This is a genomic window from Stappia sp. ES.058, from assembly GCF_900105595.1.
In the GTDB taxonomy this organism is placed as follows: domain Bacteria; phylum Pseudomonadota; class Alphaproteobacteria; order Rhizobiales; family Stappiaceae; genus Stappia.
In genome coordinates, this window is sequence record NZ_LT629784.1 from 4,067,210 (window position 1) to 4,085,891 (window position 18,682).

General features: G+C 65.7%; 17 protein-coding genes. 8 read left to right on the plus strand and 9 right to left on the minus strand.

The annotated features are described in order from the left end of the window. Positions 1 to 128: 128 nt before the first annotated feature. Together BLU32_RS18975 and BLU32_RS18980 are read left to right on the plus strand one after the other, a co-directional pair. Entirely contained in the window at positions 129 to 431 is a 303-nt protein-coding gene (locus tag BLU32_RS18975) for a DUF1330 domain-containing protein (protein WP_093809551.1), read from the plus strand. Continuing rightward, a complete protein-coding gene (locus BLU32_RS18980; protein WP_093809553.1) occupies positions 428 to 904 on the plus strand; it encodes a GNAT family N-acetyltransferase in 477 nt (158 codons plus the stop codon). The genes BLU32_RS18975 and BLU32_RS18980 overlap by 4 nt, the downstream gene beginning before the upstream one ends. Positions 905 to 1,093: 189 nt before the next feature. Here BLU32_RS18980 and BLU32_RS18985 read toward each other — a convergent pair whose 3' ends face one another. The 7 genes from BLU32_RS18985 to rsmI form a co-directional block, all read right to left on the minus strand. Further along, positions 1,094 to 2,032: a GNAT family N-acetyltransferase gene (locus BLU32_RS18985; protein ID WP_208976927.1), complete on the minus strand. Its 939-nt coding sequence runs from the start codon at positions 2,030 to 2,032 to the stop codon at positions 1,094 to 1,096. Between the two features lie 222 nt (positions 2,033 to 2,254). Then, positions 2,255 to 4,558 carry a PAS domain-containing sensor histidine kinase gene (locus BLU32_RS18990; RefSeq protein WP_093809555.1) on the minus strand — a complete coding sequence of 768 codons (2,304 nt, stop codon included), beginning with the start codon at positions 4,556 to 4,558 and terminating at the stop codon, positions 2,255 to 2,257. 91 nt (positions 4,559 to 4,649) lie between these two features. Continuing rightward, positions 4,650 to 6,176 carry a YifB family Mg chelatase-like AAA ATPase gene (locus BLU32_RS18995; protein ID WP_093809557.1) on the minus strand — a complete coding sequence of 509 codons (1,527 nt, stop codon included), beginning with the start codon at positions 6,174 to 6,176 and terminating at the stop codon, positions 4,650 to 4,652. A gap of 110 nt (positions 6,177 to 6,286) precedes the next feature. Next, positions 6,287 to 7,249, minus strand: a complete 963-nt coding sequence (gene gshB, locus BLU32_RS19000; protein WP_093811334.1) for a glutathione synthase — start codon at positions 7,247 to 7,249, stop codon at positions 6,287 to 6,289. Positions 7,250 to 7,348: 99 nt separating this feature from the next. Further along, positions 7,349 to 7,735 carry a YraN family protein gene (locus BLU32_RS19005; protein ID WP_093809559.1) on the minus strand — a complete coding sequence of 129 codons (387 nt, stop codon included), beginning with the start codon at positions 7,733 to 7,735 and terminating at the stop codon, positions 7,349 to 7,351. Between the two features lie 15 nt (positions 7,736 to 7,750). Further along, positions 7,751 to 7,924 carry a hypothetical protein gene (locus BLU32_RS22030; RefSeq protein WP_172838593.1) on the minus strand — a complete coding sequence of 58 codons (174 nt, stop codon included), beginning with the start codon at positions 7,922 to 7,924 and terminating at the stop codon, positions 7,751 to 7,753. Positions 7,925 to 7,946: 22 nt separating this feature from the next. Continuing rightward, positions 7,947 to 8,897: a 16S rRNA (cytidine(1402)-2'-O)-methyltransferase gene (gene rsmI / locus BLU32_RS19010; protein WP_093811336.1), complete on the minus strand. Its 951-nt coding sequence runs from the start codon at positions 8,895 to 8,897 to the stop codon at positions 7,947 to 7,949. 145 nt (positions 8,898 to 9,042) lie between these two features. Between rsmI and BLU32_RS19015 the strand changes: the two genes are divergently transcribed. From BLU32_RS19015 to cysK, 4 genes are all read left to right on the plus strand, one after another. Next, positions 9,043 to 10,254: a penicillin-binding protein activator gene (locus BLU32_RS19015; protein WP_208976928.1), complete on the plus strand. Its 1,212-nt coding sequence runs from the start codon at positions 9,043 to 9,045 to the stop codon at positions 10,252 to 10,254. 73 nt (positions 10,255 to 10,327) lie between these two features. Further along, positions 10,328 to 11,575 (plus strand): bifunctional phosphopantothenoylcysteine decarboxylase/phosphopantothenate--cysteine ligase CoaBC, encoded by a 1,248-nt coding sequence (gene coaBC / locus BLU32_RS19020; protein WP_172838594.1) that lies wholly within the window; start codon positions 10,328 to 10,330, stop codon positions 11,573 to 11,575. Further along, positions 11,572 to 12,021 (plus strand): dUTP diphosphatase, encoded by a 450-nt coding sequence (gene dut, locus BLU32_RS19025; RefSeq protein WP_093809563.1) that lies wholly within the window; start codon positions 11,572 to 11,574, stop codon positions 12,019 to 12,021. Before coaBC ends, dut begins: the two co-directional genes overlap by 4 nt. Before the next feature lie 199 nt (positions 12,022 to 12,220). Continuing rightward, positions 12,221 to 13,183 carry a cysteine synthase A gene (gene cysK / locus BLU32_RS19030; RefSeq protein WP_093809565.1) on the plus strand — a complete coding sequence of 321 codons (963 nt, stop codon included), beginning with the start codon at positions 12,221 to 12,223 and terminating at the stop codon, positions 13,181 to 13,183. A gap of 95 nt (positions 13,184 to 13,278) precedes the next feature. Here the strand turns inward: cysK and BLU32_RS19035 are convergent, their stop codons facing one another. Both BLU32_RS19035 and maiA read right to left on the minus strand, forming a co-directional pair. Next, positions 13,279 to 14,862, minus strand: coding sequence for a fused MFS/spermidine synthase (locus BLU32_RS19035; RefSeq protein WP_093809567.1), 1,584 nt, complete (start codon positions 14,860 to 14,862; stop codon positions 13,279 to 13,281). A 48-nt stretch (positions 14,863 to 14,910) separates the two neighbouring features. Beyond that, on the minus strand, positions 14,911 to 15,558 hold the full coding sequence (gene maiA, locus BLU32_RS19040) for a maleylacetoacetate isomerase (protein ID WP_197673640.1): 648 nt from the start codon (positions 15,556 to 15,558) through the stop codon (positions 14,911 to 14,913). Positions 15,559 to 15,933: 375 nt separating this feature from the next. Here maiA and BLU32_RS19045 point away from each other — a divergent pair, with 375 nt between their 5' ends. Together BLU32_RS19045 and preA are read left to right on the plus strand one after the other, a co-directional pair. Next, positions 15,934 to 17,289: an NAD(P)-dependent oxidoreductase gene (locus tag BLU32_RS19045; RefSeq protein WP_093809571.1), complete on the plus strand. Its 1,356-nt coding sequence runs from the start codon at positions 15,934 to 15,936 to the stop codon at positions 17,287 to 17,289. Between the two features lie 69 nt (positions 17,290 to 17,358). After that, entirely contained in the window at positions 17,359 to 18,669 is a 1,311-nt protein-coding gene (gene preA, locus BLU32_RS19050) for an NAD-dependent dihydropyrimidine dehydrogenase subunit PreA (protein ID WP_093809573.1), read from the plus strand. The last annotated feature ends 13 nt before the right edge of the window (positions 18,670 to 18,682 follow it).

Consider the following 18,682-nt stretch of genomic DNA (forward strand, 5'->3'; position numbering starts at 1 on the left):
GCGGCAATTTAAGGGGGTGTTAAGCCTGCGGGGCGGCTTTCGCGATCCGTTGCACGGCTTGCCCGGCCTTTACATGGGTTGGGCAAGCCCCTACCCCTTGCACTGGAAAAGAACGGGAGATCGAGTGGATGGCCAAGGGATACTGGATCGGGCGGGTCGATGTGACGGATCTGGATGCCTACAAGGAGTATGTCGCGGCCAACGCCGAGGTTTTCCGCGCCTATGGCGCGCGGTTCCTGGTGCGCGGCGGCGCGTTCGAATGTGTCGAAGGGGCTGCGCGCCAGCGCAATGTGGTGCTCGAATTCGATAGCTACGAACAGGCGCTGGCCTGCTATCGCAGCGATGCCTATGCCCATGCCAGAAGCTTGCGGGAAAAGGCCTCCGTGTCCGACTTGATCGTTATCGAGGGCTATGACGGTCCGCAGCCTTGAGCGAGGCGGGCGCCTTCGTCATTCGCGCCGTGGAGCGCGAGGAGGTCGACCGGGTTCACGCCTTGTGGCTGTCGGCCGAGGATCGTGGCGCCTGGATGCCGGCGTCCGACGGCGCCGACCTGCTTGCCGAGCTGGATGTGCTGGCGCCGGAGGGGCGGGTCTGGGCGGCCTTCCGCAGCCGTCGGCCCGTTGCTTTTGCGGCCGCTGGTGAACTGGATGGTGCCTTGTGGCTGTCGGCGCTCGGGGTCGAGCGATCCCTTCGCGGCCGTGGCCTGGCACGATCTCTCCTTGCCGCCGCGATCGGATATGGTCAATGGGCCTACTATCCGGCCCTGCTGATCCTTGCCCCGCGCACGCAGGCGGAGTTCCTGGAACGTTTCGGGTTTTTGCGCCTCGACGGTGATCGTCTGGACGGTGCACTGCGCACGTTGGCCGACGCTCGAGGGCTGTCGGCCTGGGCGAGACGGCTGTGATTTTCGGCGGCTAGGACGTGGACCCTAGTGGAGCAAATTTGACATCTGAGTCCCGTTTGCGGCGAGGCTTCTGATCAAATGTCAAATTCAAAAGCGCCACTAAAATCACGTATTTATCTAGTGGTTCTCATGATTTCGACATTTTCTGTGGCGGTGCTGCACGGGGAGGCAAATGTCGGAATCGAACCACTAGGAGGCGTAGCGCTGGGCGTCCGCTCCGTAGTGGTTGACGTAGCGGCTGTTGAGGGCCGACACCGGCATGACGACCAGCACGTCGGTCGTTCCGAACTGGCGGTCCACCACGGCGCCGTCGCCGATATAGGCGCCAAGCCGCAGGTAGCCCTTGATCAGTGGCGGCAGGTCGCGAAGGGCCTGACGCTCGTTGATCTCGGTTCTCGCCATCCGGTTCATGTCGACATAGCGGTGGTCGACGGCCTTGACGCGCCAGTCCTGCGGCGGATGCGTGTTGTGGTGCAGGAAGGCAAGTTGCTCCGCAATCCCGTCGGGGTCGGTTCCCGCGATCGAGGCGCATCCGACCATGACGTCGACCCGATGCATCAGGACGTAGGCCCAGATCCCGTGCCAGAGCAGTTCGACCGTGCGCTTCGTCCGGTAGGGCTTGAGCACACAGGAGCGCCCGAGTTCAAGAAACTTGAACTGCGGGTGCCGGTCGACCAGCGACTGGATGTCGAACTCGTCGGCTGTGTAGAAACCGCCGTTTCGCTCGGCAACCTCCTGCCGCAGCAGCCGGTATGTGCCAACGATTCTCGGCTTCTTGCGTCCGAAGGGCGCATTGCGCTCCACGGTGTCGTGATCGAGCACCAGAAGGTGATCGCAGATCTCGTCGTAGGCATCGATGTCACGGCGCGTGGCCTGTGCTTCGGCATCGGCGATCGCCGACATTTCCTCGTAGAACACATGGTAGCGCAGCATCTGGGCCTTGCGGATCTCGCGCGGGCTGCGCGCCAGCCGCACTTCGAGTGAGCCGATACGCCCGAGGCTGGGCGTCAGGCGGCCGGCTGGAGCGGACGCCTGCCTGGGCAGCCATGCGGGCTTGCGAGCAGTGGCAGGCATGAACTTTCGCACGAGACTGCGTGGAGACAGAAGACCCGATCGCGGCATGGACATGGCGCTCTTCCCTGACTTGTCACCGACAGGCGTGCAATCGACACCTGGGCACTCGCTTGCCGCGATCACGTTCGTCCGTCTCCTTCAAGGTGGTGGAGATCCACAAGACGCGCCGCCCGGATGGCCACTTATCATGGCGCTGTCGTAGAACATACTTTCCCGACACTTGCGTGACAATGCGGGCTTTGACGAGGTATGTGGCCGAAGGTGGGCGCAGGACGCTCAGGCGATGCCCGTCCCGACGGCGCGCAGGTGGCGGGCCAGCAATTCGGGGTCGATCGGTTTGGTCAGCACGGCATCCGCTCCGGCGGCAAGGGCGGCTTCCTCGGCTTCCGGCGTGACGTCAGCCGTGACCGCGAGAACGGTGACATGCGCGCGCCGCGCCTGCCGTTCGAGGTCCCGAAAGCGGCGAATTGCCGTCAGGCCGTCCACCCCTGGCATGTGCAGATCCATCAGCAGCATGTCGAACCCCGCCTGGCAGCGCACGGCATCCAGGGCTTCCGCACCGTCGCTGACAACGACGGGTTCATGTCCGAGCTTGCGGACCAGCGCTTCCGTCAGCATCCGGTTGATGTCGTTGTCGTCTGCGACCAGGAGCCGCAGCGGGCGCGAGGCGAGGGCCTCCCCGGAGCTTTCGCGATCCTTCGACCGGTCATCGCCCAGAAGGTCCCAGGCGGCCTGGGTGTCGCCGCGTTCGAGAACCGCATGGGCCACCTGCACCAGCGTTGAGGAACGGATCGGGCGAATCAGATAGGCGCCGAATCCCGCCGCCCGCAACCGGGGAAGCCGTTCGCGTTCCGCCGGCGTGATCAAGACGATGGCCGGGGCCGTAACGCCGGCCGCGCGCGCACCGGCAAGCCAGGCGCCGGCATCGGACACCGCGAGCGGGTCGAGGAGGATCAGATCGGCATCCGCGAGAGCGCGGTCGCTGTCATCGTCACCGGCGGAAACGAGCAGGGCCGTCGCACCTTCCGCTTCGAGCCGGCGCGCGATCAGCGGTCCCTCGACCCGGCTGCGCGAAACGAGAACGGCCGTCTTCCCGGCAAGGGCGTTTTTCGCGTCAAAGACATGCGTTTTTACAGGCTCCGTCCCTTGCGGCACCTGAACAAGGGGCAGGATCACCTGGAAGCACGCACCGGCACCTTGCGCTGCCGTAGCCGTGATCTCACCCCCCATAAGGCGCGCCAGCCGACGCGAGATCGAAAGGCCGAGACCGGCGCCGTCGAAGCGGCGGGCGGGACCATGGTCGATCTGTTCGAATTCCTCAAACAGCCGCTCGGCTTCGTCCGCAGAAAATCCGATGCCGGTGTCGCGGACGTTGATCGCCAGTTTGGGTGCCGTTTCGCCGAGGGGGTCGGACTTGCACTCCAGTGCGATCTCGACACCTCCCGTTTCCGTGAACTTCAGGCCGTTTCCAGCGAGATTGAACAGGATCTGTCTGAGCCGGACGGCGTCAACGACGAGCTTGCCCGGCAGTTCGGGTGCGACAAAACATGCGATTTCCAGGCCTTTCGCCTGGGCGCGCGGACTGAGGAGCTCCACGACGCTTTCCGCCAGCAGCGCGATATCTGTCGGTGCCGGCGCAAGATCGAGCCGGCCGGCCTCGATCTTCGACATGTCCAGCACCTCGCTGATCAGGAGCAGCAGGATTTCACCGGAACTCCGCACGGCATCGACATAACTGCGCTGTTCCGCGGTGAGGCGCGTGTCGCGCAACAGGCCCGCCATGCCGAGGATGCCGTTCAGCGGCGTGCGGATTTCGTGACTGACGGTCGCCAGAAAGCGGCTTTTGGAGGCGCTCGCGGTTTCGGCCTGATTGCGCGCGGCAACAAGGGCATCCTCAATTTGCCGTCTGTCAGTAACGTCGCGCAGGATCGTCTGGATCAGCGGTTCGCCGCTGCGCCCGTCCCGCACCGCGACGTCGCGGCGGGAGAACCAGCGCGGCCCGCTCGCGGATTCGATGCGAATGTCCGCATATCCGGCGGGCCCATGGTCGCCGGCCTGCGCATGAAGGGCGTCGATCCGTTCATCGGGAAAGAGTTTCAGCGCAGCATCATTGGCATAGACGACCTCGCCGCCTTCGCGCCATCGCGTCACGACATCGCCCAATGTGTCGAGCACGTCGCGGTGTCGGGCGTCGCTTTCCTTCAGGTGCCAGATTTCATCGCGGAGCGCTTCGTTTTCGGCGGAAAGGCGTGCAATCCGCGCCGACAGACCGTTCGTCTGGGCCTGCATCCGCGCCTGCACCAGGGCAACGGCGGCGAGCCCCATGCCGGCCAGGGCGAGAACGGTTCCGGCGACGACCTGGCGGGCGGCTTCCGGCACGATCCACATCACTGCCGCGGCGCCGGCAAGAAAACCGGCGGTGGCGATCGTTAGCGTGATTGCGCGCCGGAGCGCGCGCCCGGTCGGAACCGTTGGCTCGGCGTGGCCCGGGGCGTCGTCGTGGGTGTGCGGTTGATGCGCCCCGACGGATTGCCGGTGCCGCTCGGACGGGGCCTTGCGGTTGAGCGATTGCGGGGACACGAAACTCTACTCCCGATGACGCGCGGCGCGATTGGAAGCGTGAGTCTCGTCTGCAGAGATTGAAAAAACGTTTCCCGGGGTTGCCGACGTGTCAGGCAGCCTGACGGTCGAGGGCCGCGCCGCGGTAGCTCAGCGCCTCTGCGAGATGCAGACGCCCGACAGCTTCCTGCCCGTCGAGGTCCGCCAGCGTGCGCGCGACTTTCAGGACGCGGTGGTAACCGCGCGCGGACAGGCGCAGCGTTTCGGCCGCGCCCTGCAGGAGTTCCAGGCCCGCCCGGTCGGGTTTGGCGACCTCCTCGATCAGCCGCGGACCGGCCTGGGCGTTGGTGCGGGCGGGAGAGCCAAGCCTCAGGTAGCGTTCGCCCTGAATTTGACGCGCGGCGAGGACGCGGGCGGCCACGGCGGCGGAGCTTTCGGCGTTGTCCGGCCGGATCAGGTCGACGGCGGACAGGGCGGGGACGTCAATCCGCAGGTCGAGGCGATCCAGAAGCGGGCCGGAGAGCCGCCCCTGATACTCGCTGGCGCAGCGCGCGCCGCGCTTGCACACATGCCCCGGCTCTCCCGCGTGACCGCAGCGGCAGGGGTTCATCGCCGCGATCAGTTGCACGCGAGACGGATAGGTCGTGCGGTGATTGGCGCGCACGATCACGCTTTCGCCGCTTTCGAGCGGCTGGCGCAGGCCATCGAGCACCTGTGGCTGAAACTCCGGCAGTTCATCCAGGAAGAGAACGCCATTGTGCGCGAGCGAGACTTCGCCGGGTCGGGCACGCAAACCGCCGCCGACAAGGGCGGCCATCGAGGCGGAATGATGCGGCGCCCGGTAGGGCCTGCGTTCGGACAGACGGCCGTCGGAGAGTTCTCCGGCGATGGAGGCGATCATCGACACCTCCAGCAGTTCCCGAGGTGACAGCGGTGGCAGGATGGAGGGCAGCCGGCTTGCCAGCATGGACTTGCCTGCGCCAGGCGGCCCGATCATCAAGAGGTTGTGTCCGCCCGCGGCAGAAATCTCCAGCGCGCGTTTCGCGGTCTCCTGACCGCGCACCTCCGAAAGATCGGGCAGCGCGGCGGGGTCGGCCCTGAGCTTCGGGATCGGACGGGACAGCATCTGCGTTCCCTTGAAGTGATTGGCAAGCTGGATCAGCGAGGCGGGGGCGAGAATGTCCATTGCCTCGTCCGCCCAGGCGGCCTCCGGGCCGCAAGGCGCGGGGCAGATCAGGCCCTTGTCCGCCGTATTGGCGGCGATGGCCGCCGGGAGGACGCCCGCAACGGCGGAAATCGTGCCGTCCAGCGCCAGTTCGCCGAGCACCATGTAGCCGTCGAGGTCTGCGGCGGGAACGGCTCCCATCGCCGCCATCAGCGCGAGCGCGATCGGCAGGTCGAAATGCGACCCTTCCTTGGGAAGATCGGCCGGCGCAAGATTGACGGTGACGCGCTTGGCCGGAAGCGCCAGGCCCGAGGCAAGCAGCGCCGAGCGTACCCGCTCGCGGCTTTCGCCCACCGCCTTGTCGGGAAGCCCGACAATGGTAAAGGCGACCTGTCCGGGCCCGATCTGCACCTGGACGTCGACCGGCTTGGCCTCGATGCCCTGAAACGCCACCGTCGCGACGCGTGACACCATGTTCCACCCCTCCGCCCGCGCTTTGAAAATTGCAAATGAAAGAATTGCAACCTATCGCAACCAGGAAGGGTGCACAACCGCGCGCAGAACGCGGTTTCAGCCGTTATCGCTCAAGCGACGGTTGCGCATTTCGCCTCCACGTTGTCCCACAGGATGGCCGCGACGTCCGGTCCACCGAGTTTGGCGACCGCGCGGATGCCTGTCGGGGCCGTTACATTGATCTCCGTCAGGGAGCCGTCGATGACGTCGATCCCCACCAGGATCAGGCCTTTTTCGCGAAGCGACGGGCCTAGCCTTGCACAGATCTCGCGTTCGCGTTCAGTGAGGTCGGCCTCACGCGCCGCGCCGCCGCGCACCATGTTGGAGCGCAGGTCGCCCGCCTGCGGGACCCGGTTCACGGCGCCCGCGAACTGACCGTTGACGAGCAGGATGCGCTTGTCTCCCTTGTCGACGTTGGGGAGAAACCGCTGAATCACCCAGGGTTCGCGGAATGTCGCTGCGAAGAAGTCGTAGAGCGAACCGTAGTTGAGATCGTCCTGCGTGATGCGGAACACAGCCGCACCGCCATGGCCGAACAGCGGCTTCATGACGATGTCCCGGTGTTCGGCACGAAAGGCATCGATTGCGTTGCGGTCGCGCGTGATCAGGGTTGGCGGCATCAGATCCGCGAATTCGGTGACGAAGAGCTTTTCCGGGGCGTTGCGCACCGAGGCCGGGTCGTTGACCACGAGGGTCTTGGGGTGAACCTTTTCCAGCATGTGGGTTGCCGCCACATAGGCCATGTCGAAAGGCGGGTCCTGACGCATCAGGATGACATCCACCTCAAGAAGGTCGGTGACTGCCTTTTCCCCCAACTCGAAGTGGCGGCCAGCCTCGTCGCGCACCCGCACCGGCTCGAGGGCCGCGGTGACGCGGTCGCCGGTCATTGCCAGCCTGTCCGGCGTATAGTGATAGAGCGTGTGACCGCGCGCCTGTGCCTCCAGCATCAGCGCGAAGGCGCTGTCGCCGGCGATGTTGATCGAGGAGATATGGTCCATCTGGACCGCGATCTTGAGCGGTGTCGTCGAGGGCATGGGAGACTCCGGCGCCGGAAGCGGCAAAGGAAAGAGGGTTGCCGCAGCATATGCGGGCACGGGGGGGCTTTGTCCAGACGTGCGCGCCCGGACGAAGGGTTATCTCTCCACAGCGGTGAAGGCGTCGGCGATGTGGATCGGCCAGCGGCGCGGCACCACCAGCACCGCGTCGAACCGCAGGGTGGCCGCATCCGTGTCCTCGCGCCCGGCCTGCCAGACGCGTGCGGCGGCAGCGATCCGCCGTTGCCCCTGTGCGGTGATGGCCGCCAGAGCCGCCTCGCGGGTGGCGCGGGCCTTGACCTCGACGAAGGCGATGGTGTCGCCCTTGCGGGCAATGATGTCGATCTCGCCGTTGCCCGCCTTGTAGCGGCGCGCCAGGAGCTTCCAGCCCTTCAGGCGCAGCGCGACGGCGGCCAGCGTTTCGGCGCGCAGACCCCACCGATAGGCGGAGCGGCGCTTGGCGTTGCGGGGCGGCGCGCCGGTCATTGCGCCCGGCTCCGCCTAGAGGCTCGGCTGGAAGGTTGCAGCGAGAATGACGGCGAAGACCGTCACCAGAAAGCCGCCGACGGCCAGTTTCCAGGCATCCTTACGCCGTTTCAGGCCGGGCCAGCCGAGCGGCTTGATCACCTGGATCGTTGCCACCAGCGCAAAAAACACCATGATGATCTTGGTCATTCGTCCCCCCGGCGCATGGCCGTCATTGCGCCTTCAGTTCCATTGCGCGTTTGTAGAGCGTCTTACGGTCGACGCCGGTCATCTGCGCGACGTGTTTCGCCGCCGCCGCCGCCTTCATGTCGTTGAGCGCTTCCGTGAGCAGCGCGTCCGCGTCTTCCGGGTCCGCTTCGGTCATCACGCCCGGAGGCGCGATGCAGACAACGATCTCGCCCTTGACCGTGGCGTCCGCGTAGCGTTCGGCAAGCTCGGCGAGTGTCCCGCGTTCGAAGGTTTCAAAGCGTTTCGTGAGCTCCCGCGCGACGACCGCTTCGCGGTCCGCCCCCAGAACGTCGGCCATGTCGGCAAGGGACGATGCAAGACGTCGCGGGCTTTCGAAGATCACAAGCGTTGCCGGCAGACGGGCCAGTTCGCCGAGCCGGGTGCGGCGCTGGCCGCCCTTGTGCGGTAGAAAACCGGAAAAGCAGATCGTATCGGACGGCAATCCGGCGCCGACCAGAGCGGCAAGGGGCGCGCTCGCGCCGGGGATCGGGACGACGCGATGCCCCGCTTCGACCACGTCGCGCACCAGTCGGTAGCCCGGATCGGAAATCAACGGCGTGCCGGCATCGGAGACAAGCGCCACGCTGCCGCCGTTTTCCAGCGTCGCAAGCAGGCGCGGACGCACGCGCGCCGCGTTGTGCTCGTGATAGGCGGTCAGCGCCGTGCGCAGGCCGAACCGCTGCATCAAGGTGGCGGTGACGCGGGTGTCCTCGCAGGCGATGAGGTCGCAGGCGGCGAGGGTCTCCAGCGCGCGCACGGTGATGTCGCCGAGGTTCCCGATCGGGGTCGAGACGATATAAAGCGCGGACTGGGGCTTTGCAGCCTGGAATGCCTGCCGGCCGATGTGAAAACCGCCCTCGCCGCGTGGTGCTTCGGCAAGCTGCGGTTCGGCGTCGCCATCCGTTGGCGGGCTGGGTGCGTTGGAAGAAGTCATGGTCGGATCGTTTTGACAGGAAACACCGGACACGCCAAGCTTGGCTTGAGAATTTGCAGCCGCGGGGACAGGCTGGTAAGCATCTTTTCCCGTATGGCCGGTGCCTGCGGGACTGGTACTGCGGATATCGGGGAGATCTGGCGCAGTGTTTCGTATCATTCGCGACGTCGAACACGGGGTGCGCAAGGCAGCGCTTGGTGCGGCGCTGGCCGCGGGAACCCTGCTGGCAAGCTGCACGGGATCGGGGCTTGGCGACTATCCGGGCTATCCGTCGACGCCCGGCGGACAGCCGGCAACGAGCGGTCAGACCGTCGGCACGGGCTCCGTGCGCGTCGGCATGTTGCTGCCGGTCAGCGGCGGCGGCAGTGCGACGTCAATCGCCACGGTGTTCCGCAATACCGCCGAACTCGCGCTTCAGGACTTTCAGGGCGCCGACATTCAGATCCTGATCAAGGACACAGGCGGAACGGCCCAGGGCGGACGCCAGGCTGCGCAGGCGGCCATCCAGGAAGGGGCCGAATTGATCATTGGTCCGGTCTTCGCTCCGGCAGTGGGTGGTGCGGCGTCCGTGGCACGTTCGTCGGGTGTTCCGGTCGTCGCCTTTTCAAGTGACGAATCCGTCGCTTCGCGCGGCGTCTACCTGCTGAGTTTCCTGCCGCGCAGCGACGTCACCCGCATCGTTTCCTATGCCGCACGCCAGGGAAAGCGCTCCTTCGCGGCCCTGTTGCCGGACGATACCTATGGCGCGGTGGTGGAAGCCGCATTCCGTCAGGAAGTGGGCCGTGCTGGCGCGCGCATCGTTTCCATCGAGCGCTACAAGGTGCAAGGCAACGACACGTCGGACATTGCGGCGAAGGCCGCGCGCATTGCCGCCAACGCCAGCCAGATTGATGCCGTTTTCGTTCCCGCAGGCAATGTCGCGCCATTCGTCGCGCAGGCGCTGTCGTCTGGCGGCGTCAACCTCGCATCGACCAAGATCCTCGGCAGCGGACAGTGGGACACGCAGCAGGTGCTCAACGCCGCGCCGCTGACGGGCGCCTGGTATCCCGGGCCTGACGGGACCGGTTTCCAGGCCTTCGCCGAGCGCTACCAGAGCGCCTACGGCAGCCGCCCGCCGCGCAATGCCTCGCTTGCCTATGACGCGACGATCCTGGCGGCCGGCCTTGTCCGCTCCGCCGGTGCGGCGCGTTTCTCCGAGCGGGTGCTGACCAACCGCGACGGTTTCCTCGGCATCGACGGCGTGTTCCGCTTCGATCGGCAGGGCACCAACGAACGCGGTTTGGCAATCTATGAGGTCACCGGTTCCGGCTCGCGCATCATCGCGCCCGCGCCCCGGTCCTTCGGCGCTGGCGGGTGAGGCACGCCGAAGCGCGGGCTTCGTATTCCGACCGCGGCATGTCGCCGCCGACATCGATCCCGGAGATCCCAAGGTGAGCCTTGCAGACAGCCGTATCCTTCTGATCGTCGGCGGCGGGATCGCCGCTTACAAGAGTCTCGATTTCATTCGGCGTCTGCGCGAACGGGGCGCCCGGGTGCGGGCCGTGATGACCGAGGGCGCGCGCCAGTTCATCACGCCCATGTCGGTCGGGGCCCTGACCGGCGACAAGGTGTTTTGCGATCTCTTCGACCGTGAGGACGAACATGACGTCGGCCACATCCGCCTGTCGCGCGAGGCCGATCTTGTGATCGTCGCGCCGGCGACGGCCGACCTGATGGCCAAGATGGCGACAGGGTTTGCGGGAGATCTGGCGACGGCGGTGCTCCTGGCCTGCGACAAGCCGGTGCTTCTCGCGCCGGCCATGAACCCGGCGATGTGGGCGCATCCCGCCACCCGGCGCAACCGCGAGACCCTGGCAGCCGACGGCATCCGCTTCGTCGGCCCGGGGGTCGGGGAGATGGCCGAAAGCGGCGAAGCCGGCGTCGGACGCATGGCCGAGCCGCTCGACATCGTGGCGGCGGCGGAGCGTGTGCTGCGCGGGGACGCGGATGTCTCGCCGGCGGACGGGCCGCTCGCGGGTCGCCATGTTCTGATCACCGCCGGGCCGACCCATGAGCCGATCGATCCCGTGCGCTACATCGCCAATCGCTCGTCGGGCAAGCAGGGATATGCCATTGCCGCTGAAATGGCGCGCGCGGGTGCGCGCGTTACGCTGGTGAGCGGACCTGTCACGCTTGCGGATCCGGCAGGCGTGACCGTGGTGCACGTGGAGACCGCCCGCGAAATGCTGGCGGCGGTCGATGCCGCGCTGCCCGCCGATATCGGCGTAATGGCGGCGGCGGTCGCCGACTGGCGCGCGGCGACGGCCCAAGCCGGCAAGATCAAGAAGAATGGAAGCGGTGAGGTTCCACCGCTCGTGCTTGCAGAAAACCCGGATATTCTGGCAAGCGTCGGTCATCATCAGACCCTGCGCCCGCGCCTTGTTGTGGGCTTTGCCGCCGAAACCAATGACGTCGTTGAAAACGCCTGCGCCAAGCTGGCCCGCAAGGGGGCGGATCTGATCGTCGCCAATGACGTTTCTCCCGAGCATGGCGTGATGGGCGGGGACGCCAACACCGTCTATCTGGTCTCGCGGGACGGTGTGACGGACTGGCCGACGCTTCCCAAGGAGGAGGTCGCGCGGCGTCTCGTCGCCGACGTCGCACGGAGGCTTGGTTCCCTGTCGGGAGGAACGACATGACGCTGTCTCTCCGGCTGCGCCGCTTGCCGCACGGGCAGGGCCTGCCCCTTCCCGCATATCAGAGCGCAGCGGCAGCCGGCATGGATCTTCTGGCCGCAAATCACGAACCGATTGTGCTGCAGCCGGGTGCCCGCGCGCTTGTCCCGACGGGCATCGCCATTGCGTTGCCGGAGGGAACGGAGGCTCAGGTGCGCCCGCGCTCGGGACTTGCCGCCCGCAACGGTGTGACCGTTCTTAATACTCCCGGTACGATCGACGCCGATTATCGCGGCGAGATCAAGGTGATTCTTATCAACCTCGGTGACGAGTCCTTTGCGATCGAGCGCGGCAGCCGCATCGCCCAGATGGTGGTGGCGCCCGTCGCACGTGCCGAGCTTGTCGAGGTCGCCGATCTCGATCAAACGGCCCGTGGCGCAGGCGGGTTCGGCTCGACAGGTCCGCGCTAGCGCGGCACGGGATTCGGCGGTGCCCGCGCGGCGGTCGGGCAAATCATTGCCTTGCATGCCGGCCATATCGAAATCACGTTCGGTGAAGAGGCTTTTCGGGAGAACCGCATTCCTCGCCTCGCCCCGGACGAATGCCTAAGTTCGTCGACACAAACGAAGCGTCGCGCCGCTTGCGCAGCGAGAGATCTGGGAGCCTGACATGAGCGATCGCACCCCCGGCCGTGGCCGGATCTATGCCTCGATCACCGAAACCATCGGCGACACGCCGCTCGTGCGGCTGGACCGGCTGGCGGAGGATGCCGGCGTGAAGGCCGAAATCCTGGCGAAGCTCGAGTTCTTTAACCCGATTTCGAGCGTCAAGGACCGCATCGGCGTTGCCATGATCGAGGCGCTGGAAGCGCGCGGCACCATTGCGCCGGGCAAGACGACACTGGTCGAGCCCACCTCGGGCAACACCGGCATCGCGCTTGCCTTCGTCGCCGCCGCCAAGGGCTATCGCCTCATTCTGGTGATGCCGGAGACAATGTCCATCGAACGGCGCAAGATGCTCAAGCTTCTTGGCGCCGAGCTGGAATTGACCGAAGGACCGAAGGGCATGAAGGGCGCGATCGCGCGCGCCGAGGAGCTTGTGTCGGAGATCGACGGCGCGGTGATGCCGCAGCAGTTCGACAATCCGGCCAATCCGGAAATCCACCGTAAGACGACCGCAGAGGAGATCTGGAACGACACGGGCGGCAAGATCGATGCCTTTGTTTCCGGCATCGGCACCGGGGGAACGATCACCGGCGTGAGCGAGGTGCTGAAGGCCCGCAAGCCCGACATTCATGTCGTTGCGGTAGAGCCGACCGACAGCCCGATTCTGTCCGGCGGCGACCCCGGTCCGCACAAGATCCAGGGCATCGGAGCCGGGTTCGTTCCGAGCGTCCTGAACACAGAAGTTTATGACGAGGTGGTCCAGGTCAGCAACGACGAAGCCTTCGAGATGGCGCGCAAGGCCGCGCTGATCGAAGGTCTGCCGGTCGGGATTTCATCCGGCGCGGCCATTGCAGCCGCCCTCAAGGTGGGCGCGCGCGGCGAAATGGCCGGAAAACGCATCGTCGTGATCATCCCCTCCTTCGCAGAGCGTTATCTGTCGACGGCGCTGTTCGACGGGCTTGAGTGAGGGATCGATACGACTGCCACGGCTTTCGAATTCGGTTGAGACTTGGAACGGCGGGATCGCGGATCCCGCCGTTTTTGCGCCGGTGCCTTGCTGTCTCAGGGCCGCGCGCCGATGAGGCGGTCGATGGGGGCATAGTCGTCCGTAAGGACCGGGGGATCGAGCGCCTCCACAAGGCCGGCAACGCGTGGCGGCGGAATGCGCCCGATGATGCGGCTCGGTACGCCCGGTACGGTCGCGGCGAGGACCATGCGCCCGGTCGGTGACGGCGCGGTGCCGGCCATCAGCACAAAGGTCGTGCGCCCGCCAGCGGCGAAATCCTCCGCCTCCACCCAGACCTCCACGACCGGAAAGACCTTTTTCAGCGTGCGAACGCCGGCGGCCAACGCCCGCAGGCTGTCGGTGTGGTCGATGAGGTTCATCAGGTAAAATCCGTCCGGCGCCAGACTGTCCGCGATCTCCTCGTAGAATTCACGCGTCACGAGATGCGCGGGAACGGCGATGTCGGTGAAGGCATCGCCGACGACCACCTGGAAGCCCCCGACTGTCCTGAGCGCGACCCGCGCATCCGCATGAGTGACGGTGAAGCGCGATGTCTCGACATCGAAATCGGCTGTGGCGATACGGGTCACCTCAGGATCGATTTCAGCAACGACGAGACCGGGCCGGTCTCCCTCCGCGCTCCAGGCGCGCGGCAGCGTCAGCGCTCCGCCGCCGATGAAGAATGCGCGTTCGGGAAGACCTCCCAACCGAGCGCGGGCGATCGCGTCGATGGTCGCGACATAGGGCATTTCAAGGCGTGTCGGTTCGCCCAGGACGTTGATGCCGTGGCCGAGATGGTCGAGCACCATCAGTCGCGCCGGTGCCCCGACGTCGGCGCCGACATCGATGGAGCGGATGCAGTAGTAGCGGCTTTCCACCGTGCAGGCGGTTGCCGGCGTGAACGGCGTTGCGGCGAGCGCTGCAAGGGCAAAAAGCGTGAGGATGCCGGCCGTGGCCGTCGCCGGGCCCGTTTCTCTGCCGGTGGAACCGTGCCGGCGCAGCATCGCCAGACAGGCAAGCGCAAAGGCCACATACGCCGCCGCAACCACCACCAGCGTCCAGGTCGTCCCGATCCAGGAAATGAACAGATAGCCTGCCGACAACGTCCCGGCGATTGCCCCGATGGCGCTGAGCGCATGCAGGGCGCCCAGCGCCCGTCCGCTGCGTGCCCTGTCCTCGATGGCGAGTCGGGCCAGGATCGGCGAGGGGATGCCGGCGGCAAAACTTGGAAGGAAGAACAAAATCCCCGTGAGGGCGACGATGCCGCCAATCGGGCCGGGAACAGCGTTGAGCACCGGTGTCGATACCAGCCGGATCAGGGGAAGCGCTGCAAGGGTCGTGAGCGCGCCAAGCGCACCGGAGGCGGCGAGCCAGGCGAGCGCGGAGCGCGGCGGTCGGTCGGCGACCAGGCCGCCGACCCAGTGGCCGGCGGAAAAGCCGGCGAGCACCACGGCAATGACCGCGGTCCACGTGTAGAGCGACATGCCGACATAGGGCGCGAGCATCCGCCCGGCGACGATCTCGACCACGAGGCCGGCGGCCGCAACGAGAAACTGCGCGCCGAGCAGGAACCACAGCGGAACGGTGCTTTGCGACGCAACGGCTCTGGCGGTTTGGTGGGAGGCGGTTTCGGCTGTCATGGGGTCGAGCCTAGCCCCTCGGCGCGGGGGCATCCAGCCTCATGCGCATCAATCCGCAGGCGGCCCGATACGGTCCGGATGCGCGGCGGCGAAGGCCGCGATCTCGCTGCAGGCCGCGTCGATTTCCACCGCGCGTGGCATCTCCGTCAGGTCGACGCCCCAGCGCCGGGCGTTGTAAATCTGCGGCACGAGGCACAGGTCGGCCATCGTCGGTGTGGTGCCGTGGCAGAAGGTGCCGGTCTTGCCATCGGCCAGCATCTGCTCGACGGCGATCAGTCCATTGGTAATGAATGTCTGCATCCAGGCGATCTTTTCGGCATCGCCACCGCCCATGAGCTTCACGACATGGGCAACGGTGTTCAGGTTGCAGACCGGATGAATTTCCATGGCGATCGCATGGGAAATTGCCCGGACACGCTGCCGTTCCACCGGTGTGGCGGGAAGCAGCGTGCCGGTCTCGCGCGTTTCGTGAAGATACTCGATGATCGAGAGCGATTGCGTCAGGACGGAGCCATCGATCTCCAGCGACGGAACCAGACCCTGCGGATTGCGCGCGCGGTTCTCTGCGCCCCGCTGGTTGCCTTTCAACAAATCGACGGCCACCGTGTCATGCTCGATCCCGAGCAGGTTGAGCGCGATCCGAACCCGGTAGCTTGCCGAGGAACGCCAGTAGTCGAAGAGTACGGGTCGGGTCACGGAAAATCCTCCTGCAATGACGGGTCTGTTTGGCAGGCCGTCGGACATGGCCTTTCCCGCAAGCGTATCGCATGGGTATCCGCTCAGGCCAAGGGGCGGTTCAAAAGGCAAAGGAGGAAAAGCGCTCTGAATCATGGGCTTGGCCGGGTCAGATCCGGGCATCGAAGTGCCTTGCGACAAAAAATTTGACTATTTGGTCAAAAATCGGCTCCAATATCGAAAGTGGACGTGTCTCCGCCAAACGAGAGACGCGCCGCGAGCAATCGCCTGGCCGGCAATCGAAGAACGCGAAATGCGTCGCAAATGTCGGCTTCTTGAGGAGAACATTGCGCCGGAGGTCCGTTCGCGGCCCCGGCCTTGGCATAAGGTGCAGCCATGGCTGACGCACTCCCGGGGCCCGACATCCGCACGGGTCGCCTCTCGCCTGACGACTATCTTGAAAACTTCGACGATCTGCATCCGCCGCTCGGCAGGCATGAGGCCAGCGTGGAAGCTGACCGCTGTTACTTCTGCTACGACGCGCCCTGCACGATCGCCTGCCCGACCTCGATCGATATCCCGAAGTTCATCCGTCAGATCTCGACCGGCAACCCGATCGGCTCGGCCAAGACGATCTTCGCGGAAAACATTCTGGGCGGCATGTGTGCACGCGTCTGCCCGACCGAAACGCTTTGCGAGGAAGCCTGTGTCCGCAATCTGGCGGAGGACAAGCCCGTCCAGATCGGCCTGTTGCAGCGCTATGCCACCGACACCTATCTCGAGCGGCTCGCGCAGCACCCGTACAGTCGCGCGGCCTCGACGGGAAAGACGGTCGCTGTCGTCGGTGGCGGGCCGGCCGGGCTGAGCTGTGCGCATGCCCTTGCGCGCGAAGGCCATGACGTTGCGATTTTCGACGCCCGCGAGAAGCTCGGCGGCCTGAACGAATATGGCATCGCCGCCTACAAGACCACCAACGACTTCGCGCAGACCGAGGTCGATTTCGTGCTCGCCATCGGTGGCATCACCGTCAACTGTGGCAAGGCGCTGGGCCGTGATGTCACGCTCGCCGATCTGCGCAAGGACTTCGATGCGGTTTTTCTCGGCATGGGCCTGCCCGGCGTCAACGCCTTGAAAACCGAGGGTGAAGCCCTTGAAGGGGTGATCGACGCGGTCGCCTACATCGCGGAACTTCGCCAGACCATGGATCTCTCCAGCCTGCCGGTTGGCCGCAAGGTGGTGGTGATCGGCGGCGGCATGACAGCCATCGACATCGCGGTGCAGGCCAAGCGGCTGGGTGCGGAAGAGGTCACCATCGCCTATCGCCGCGACCGCGATGCGATGAAGGCGAGCGCCTATGAGCAGGAAGTGGCGCTGACCAACGGCGTCGTGATTCGCGAATGGCTGCAGCCCAAACGCCTTGTCGGCGAGGGCGGCCATGTCTCGGCCATCGAACTTGAACGCACCGCGCAGGATGCCTCGGGACGGCATTCGGGCACCGGCGAGACCGTGACGCTCGATGCGGATCAGGTCTTCAAGGCGATCGGCCAGACCTTCGTGCCCGATGCGTTCGGCGGCGCGGAGGCTCTGTCGCTGGACGGCGGCCGGCTTGGTGTCGACGCGGAGCGGCGAACCTCGCTCTCCGACGTCTGGGCTGGCGGAGATTGCATCGCCGAGGGCGAGGATCTGACGGTGGCCGCCGTCGAGGACGGCAAACTCGCTGCCCGCTCCATTCATGCCGCGTTGAGCGCTTGACCGACAAGCACCGCGTGCGTCACCCTCATTTTTCAACCGCGGGCAAGCCCCCGTGGGGAGGATCACGAAATGGCTGATCTCAGCACAAACTTCATCGGCATCAAGTCGCCGAACCCGTTCTGGCTGGCCTCCGCGCCGCCGACCGACAAGGAATACAACGTCGTGCGCGCCTTCAAGGCGGGCTGGGGCGGCGTTGTCTGGAAGACGCTGGGCGAGGACCCGGCGGTGGTCAACGTCAACGGCCCGCGTTACGGCGCGATCCATGGCCATGACCGCAATCTGATCGGCTTCAACAACATCGAGCTGATCACCGACCGTCCGCTGGAGGTCAACCTGCGCGAGATCAAGCAGGTCAAGCGCGACTGGCCCGATCGTGCAATGGTCGTCTCGCTGATGGTGCCTTGCGAGGAACAGAGCTGGATCGACATTCTCAAGAAGGTCGAGGACACGGGAGCGGACGGCATCGAACTGAACTTCGGCTGTCCGCACGGCATGTCGGAGCGCGGCATGGGCTCGGCCGTCGGCCAGGTGCCCGAATACATCGAGATGGTCACCCGCTGGTGCAAGCAGCACAGCCGCATGCCGGTGATCGTCAAGCTGACGCCGAATATCACCGACATCCGCAAGCCTGCCCAGGCGGCCAAAGCCGGCGGTGCGGACGCCGTGTCGCTGATCAACACGATCAACTCCATCGTTTCGGTCGACCTCGACCAGATGGCGCCCGAACCCACTATCGACGGGCGCGGCGCTCATGGCGGTTATTGCGGTCCGGCGGTCAAGCCGATCGCGCTCAACATGGTGGCCGAGATCGCCCGGGATCCCGAAACCCACGGGATTCCGATTTCCGGCATCGGTGGTGTCACCACCTGGAAGGATGCTGCCGAATTCATGGCGCTGGGCGCCGGCACCGTTCAGGTGTGCACGGCGGCGATGACCTACGGCTTCAAGATCGTCGAGGAGATGAAGGACGGTCTCAGCGACTGGATGGACGACAAGGGTTACACCAGCGTCGACGAGGTTGTCGGTCGCGCCGTTCCCAATGTGACTGACTGGCAGAAGCTCAACCTCAACTATGTGGTGAAGGCGCATATCGACCAGGATGCCTGCATCCAGTGCGGTCGTTGCCACATCGCCTGCGAGGACACCTCGCATCAGGCCATTACGTCGATGAAGGACGGATTGCGCCATTTCGAGGTGATCGACGAGGAATGCGTTGGCTGCAATCTGTGCGTTTCGGTCTGCCCGGTGGAAAATTGCATCTCCATGGTCGAGATGACGGAGGGCACGGATCCGCGGACAGGCAGGAAGATCGATCGCGATTACGCCAACTGGACGACGCATCCGAACAATCCGAACCGGGTGATGGAAGCCGCTGAGTGAACCGGCAACCGCA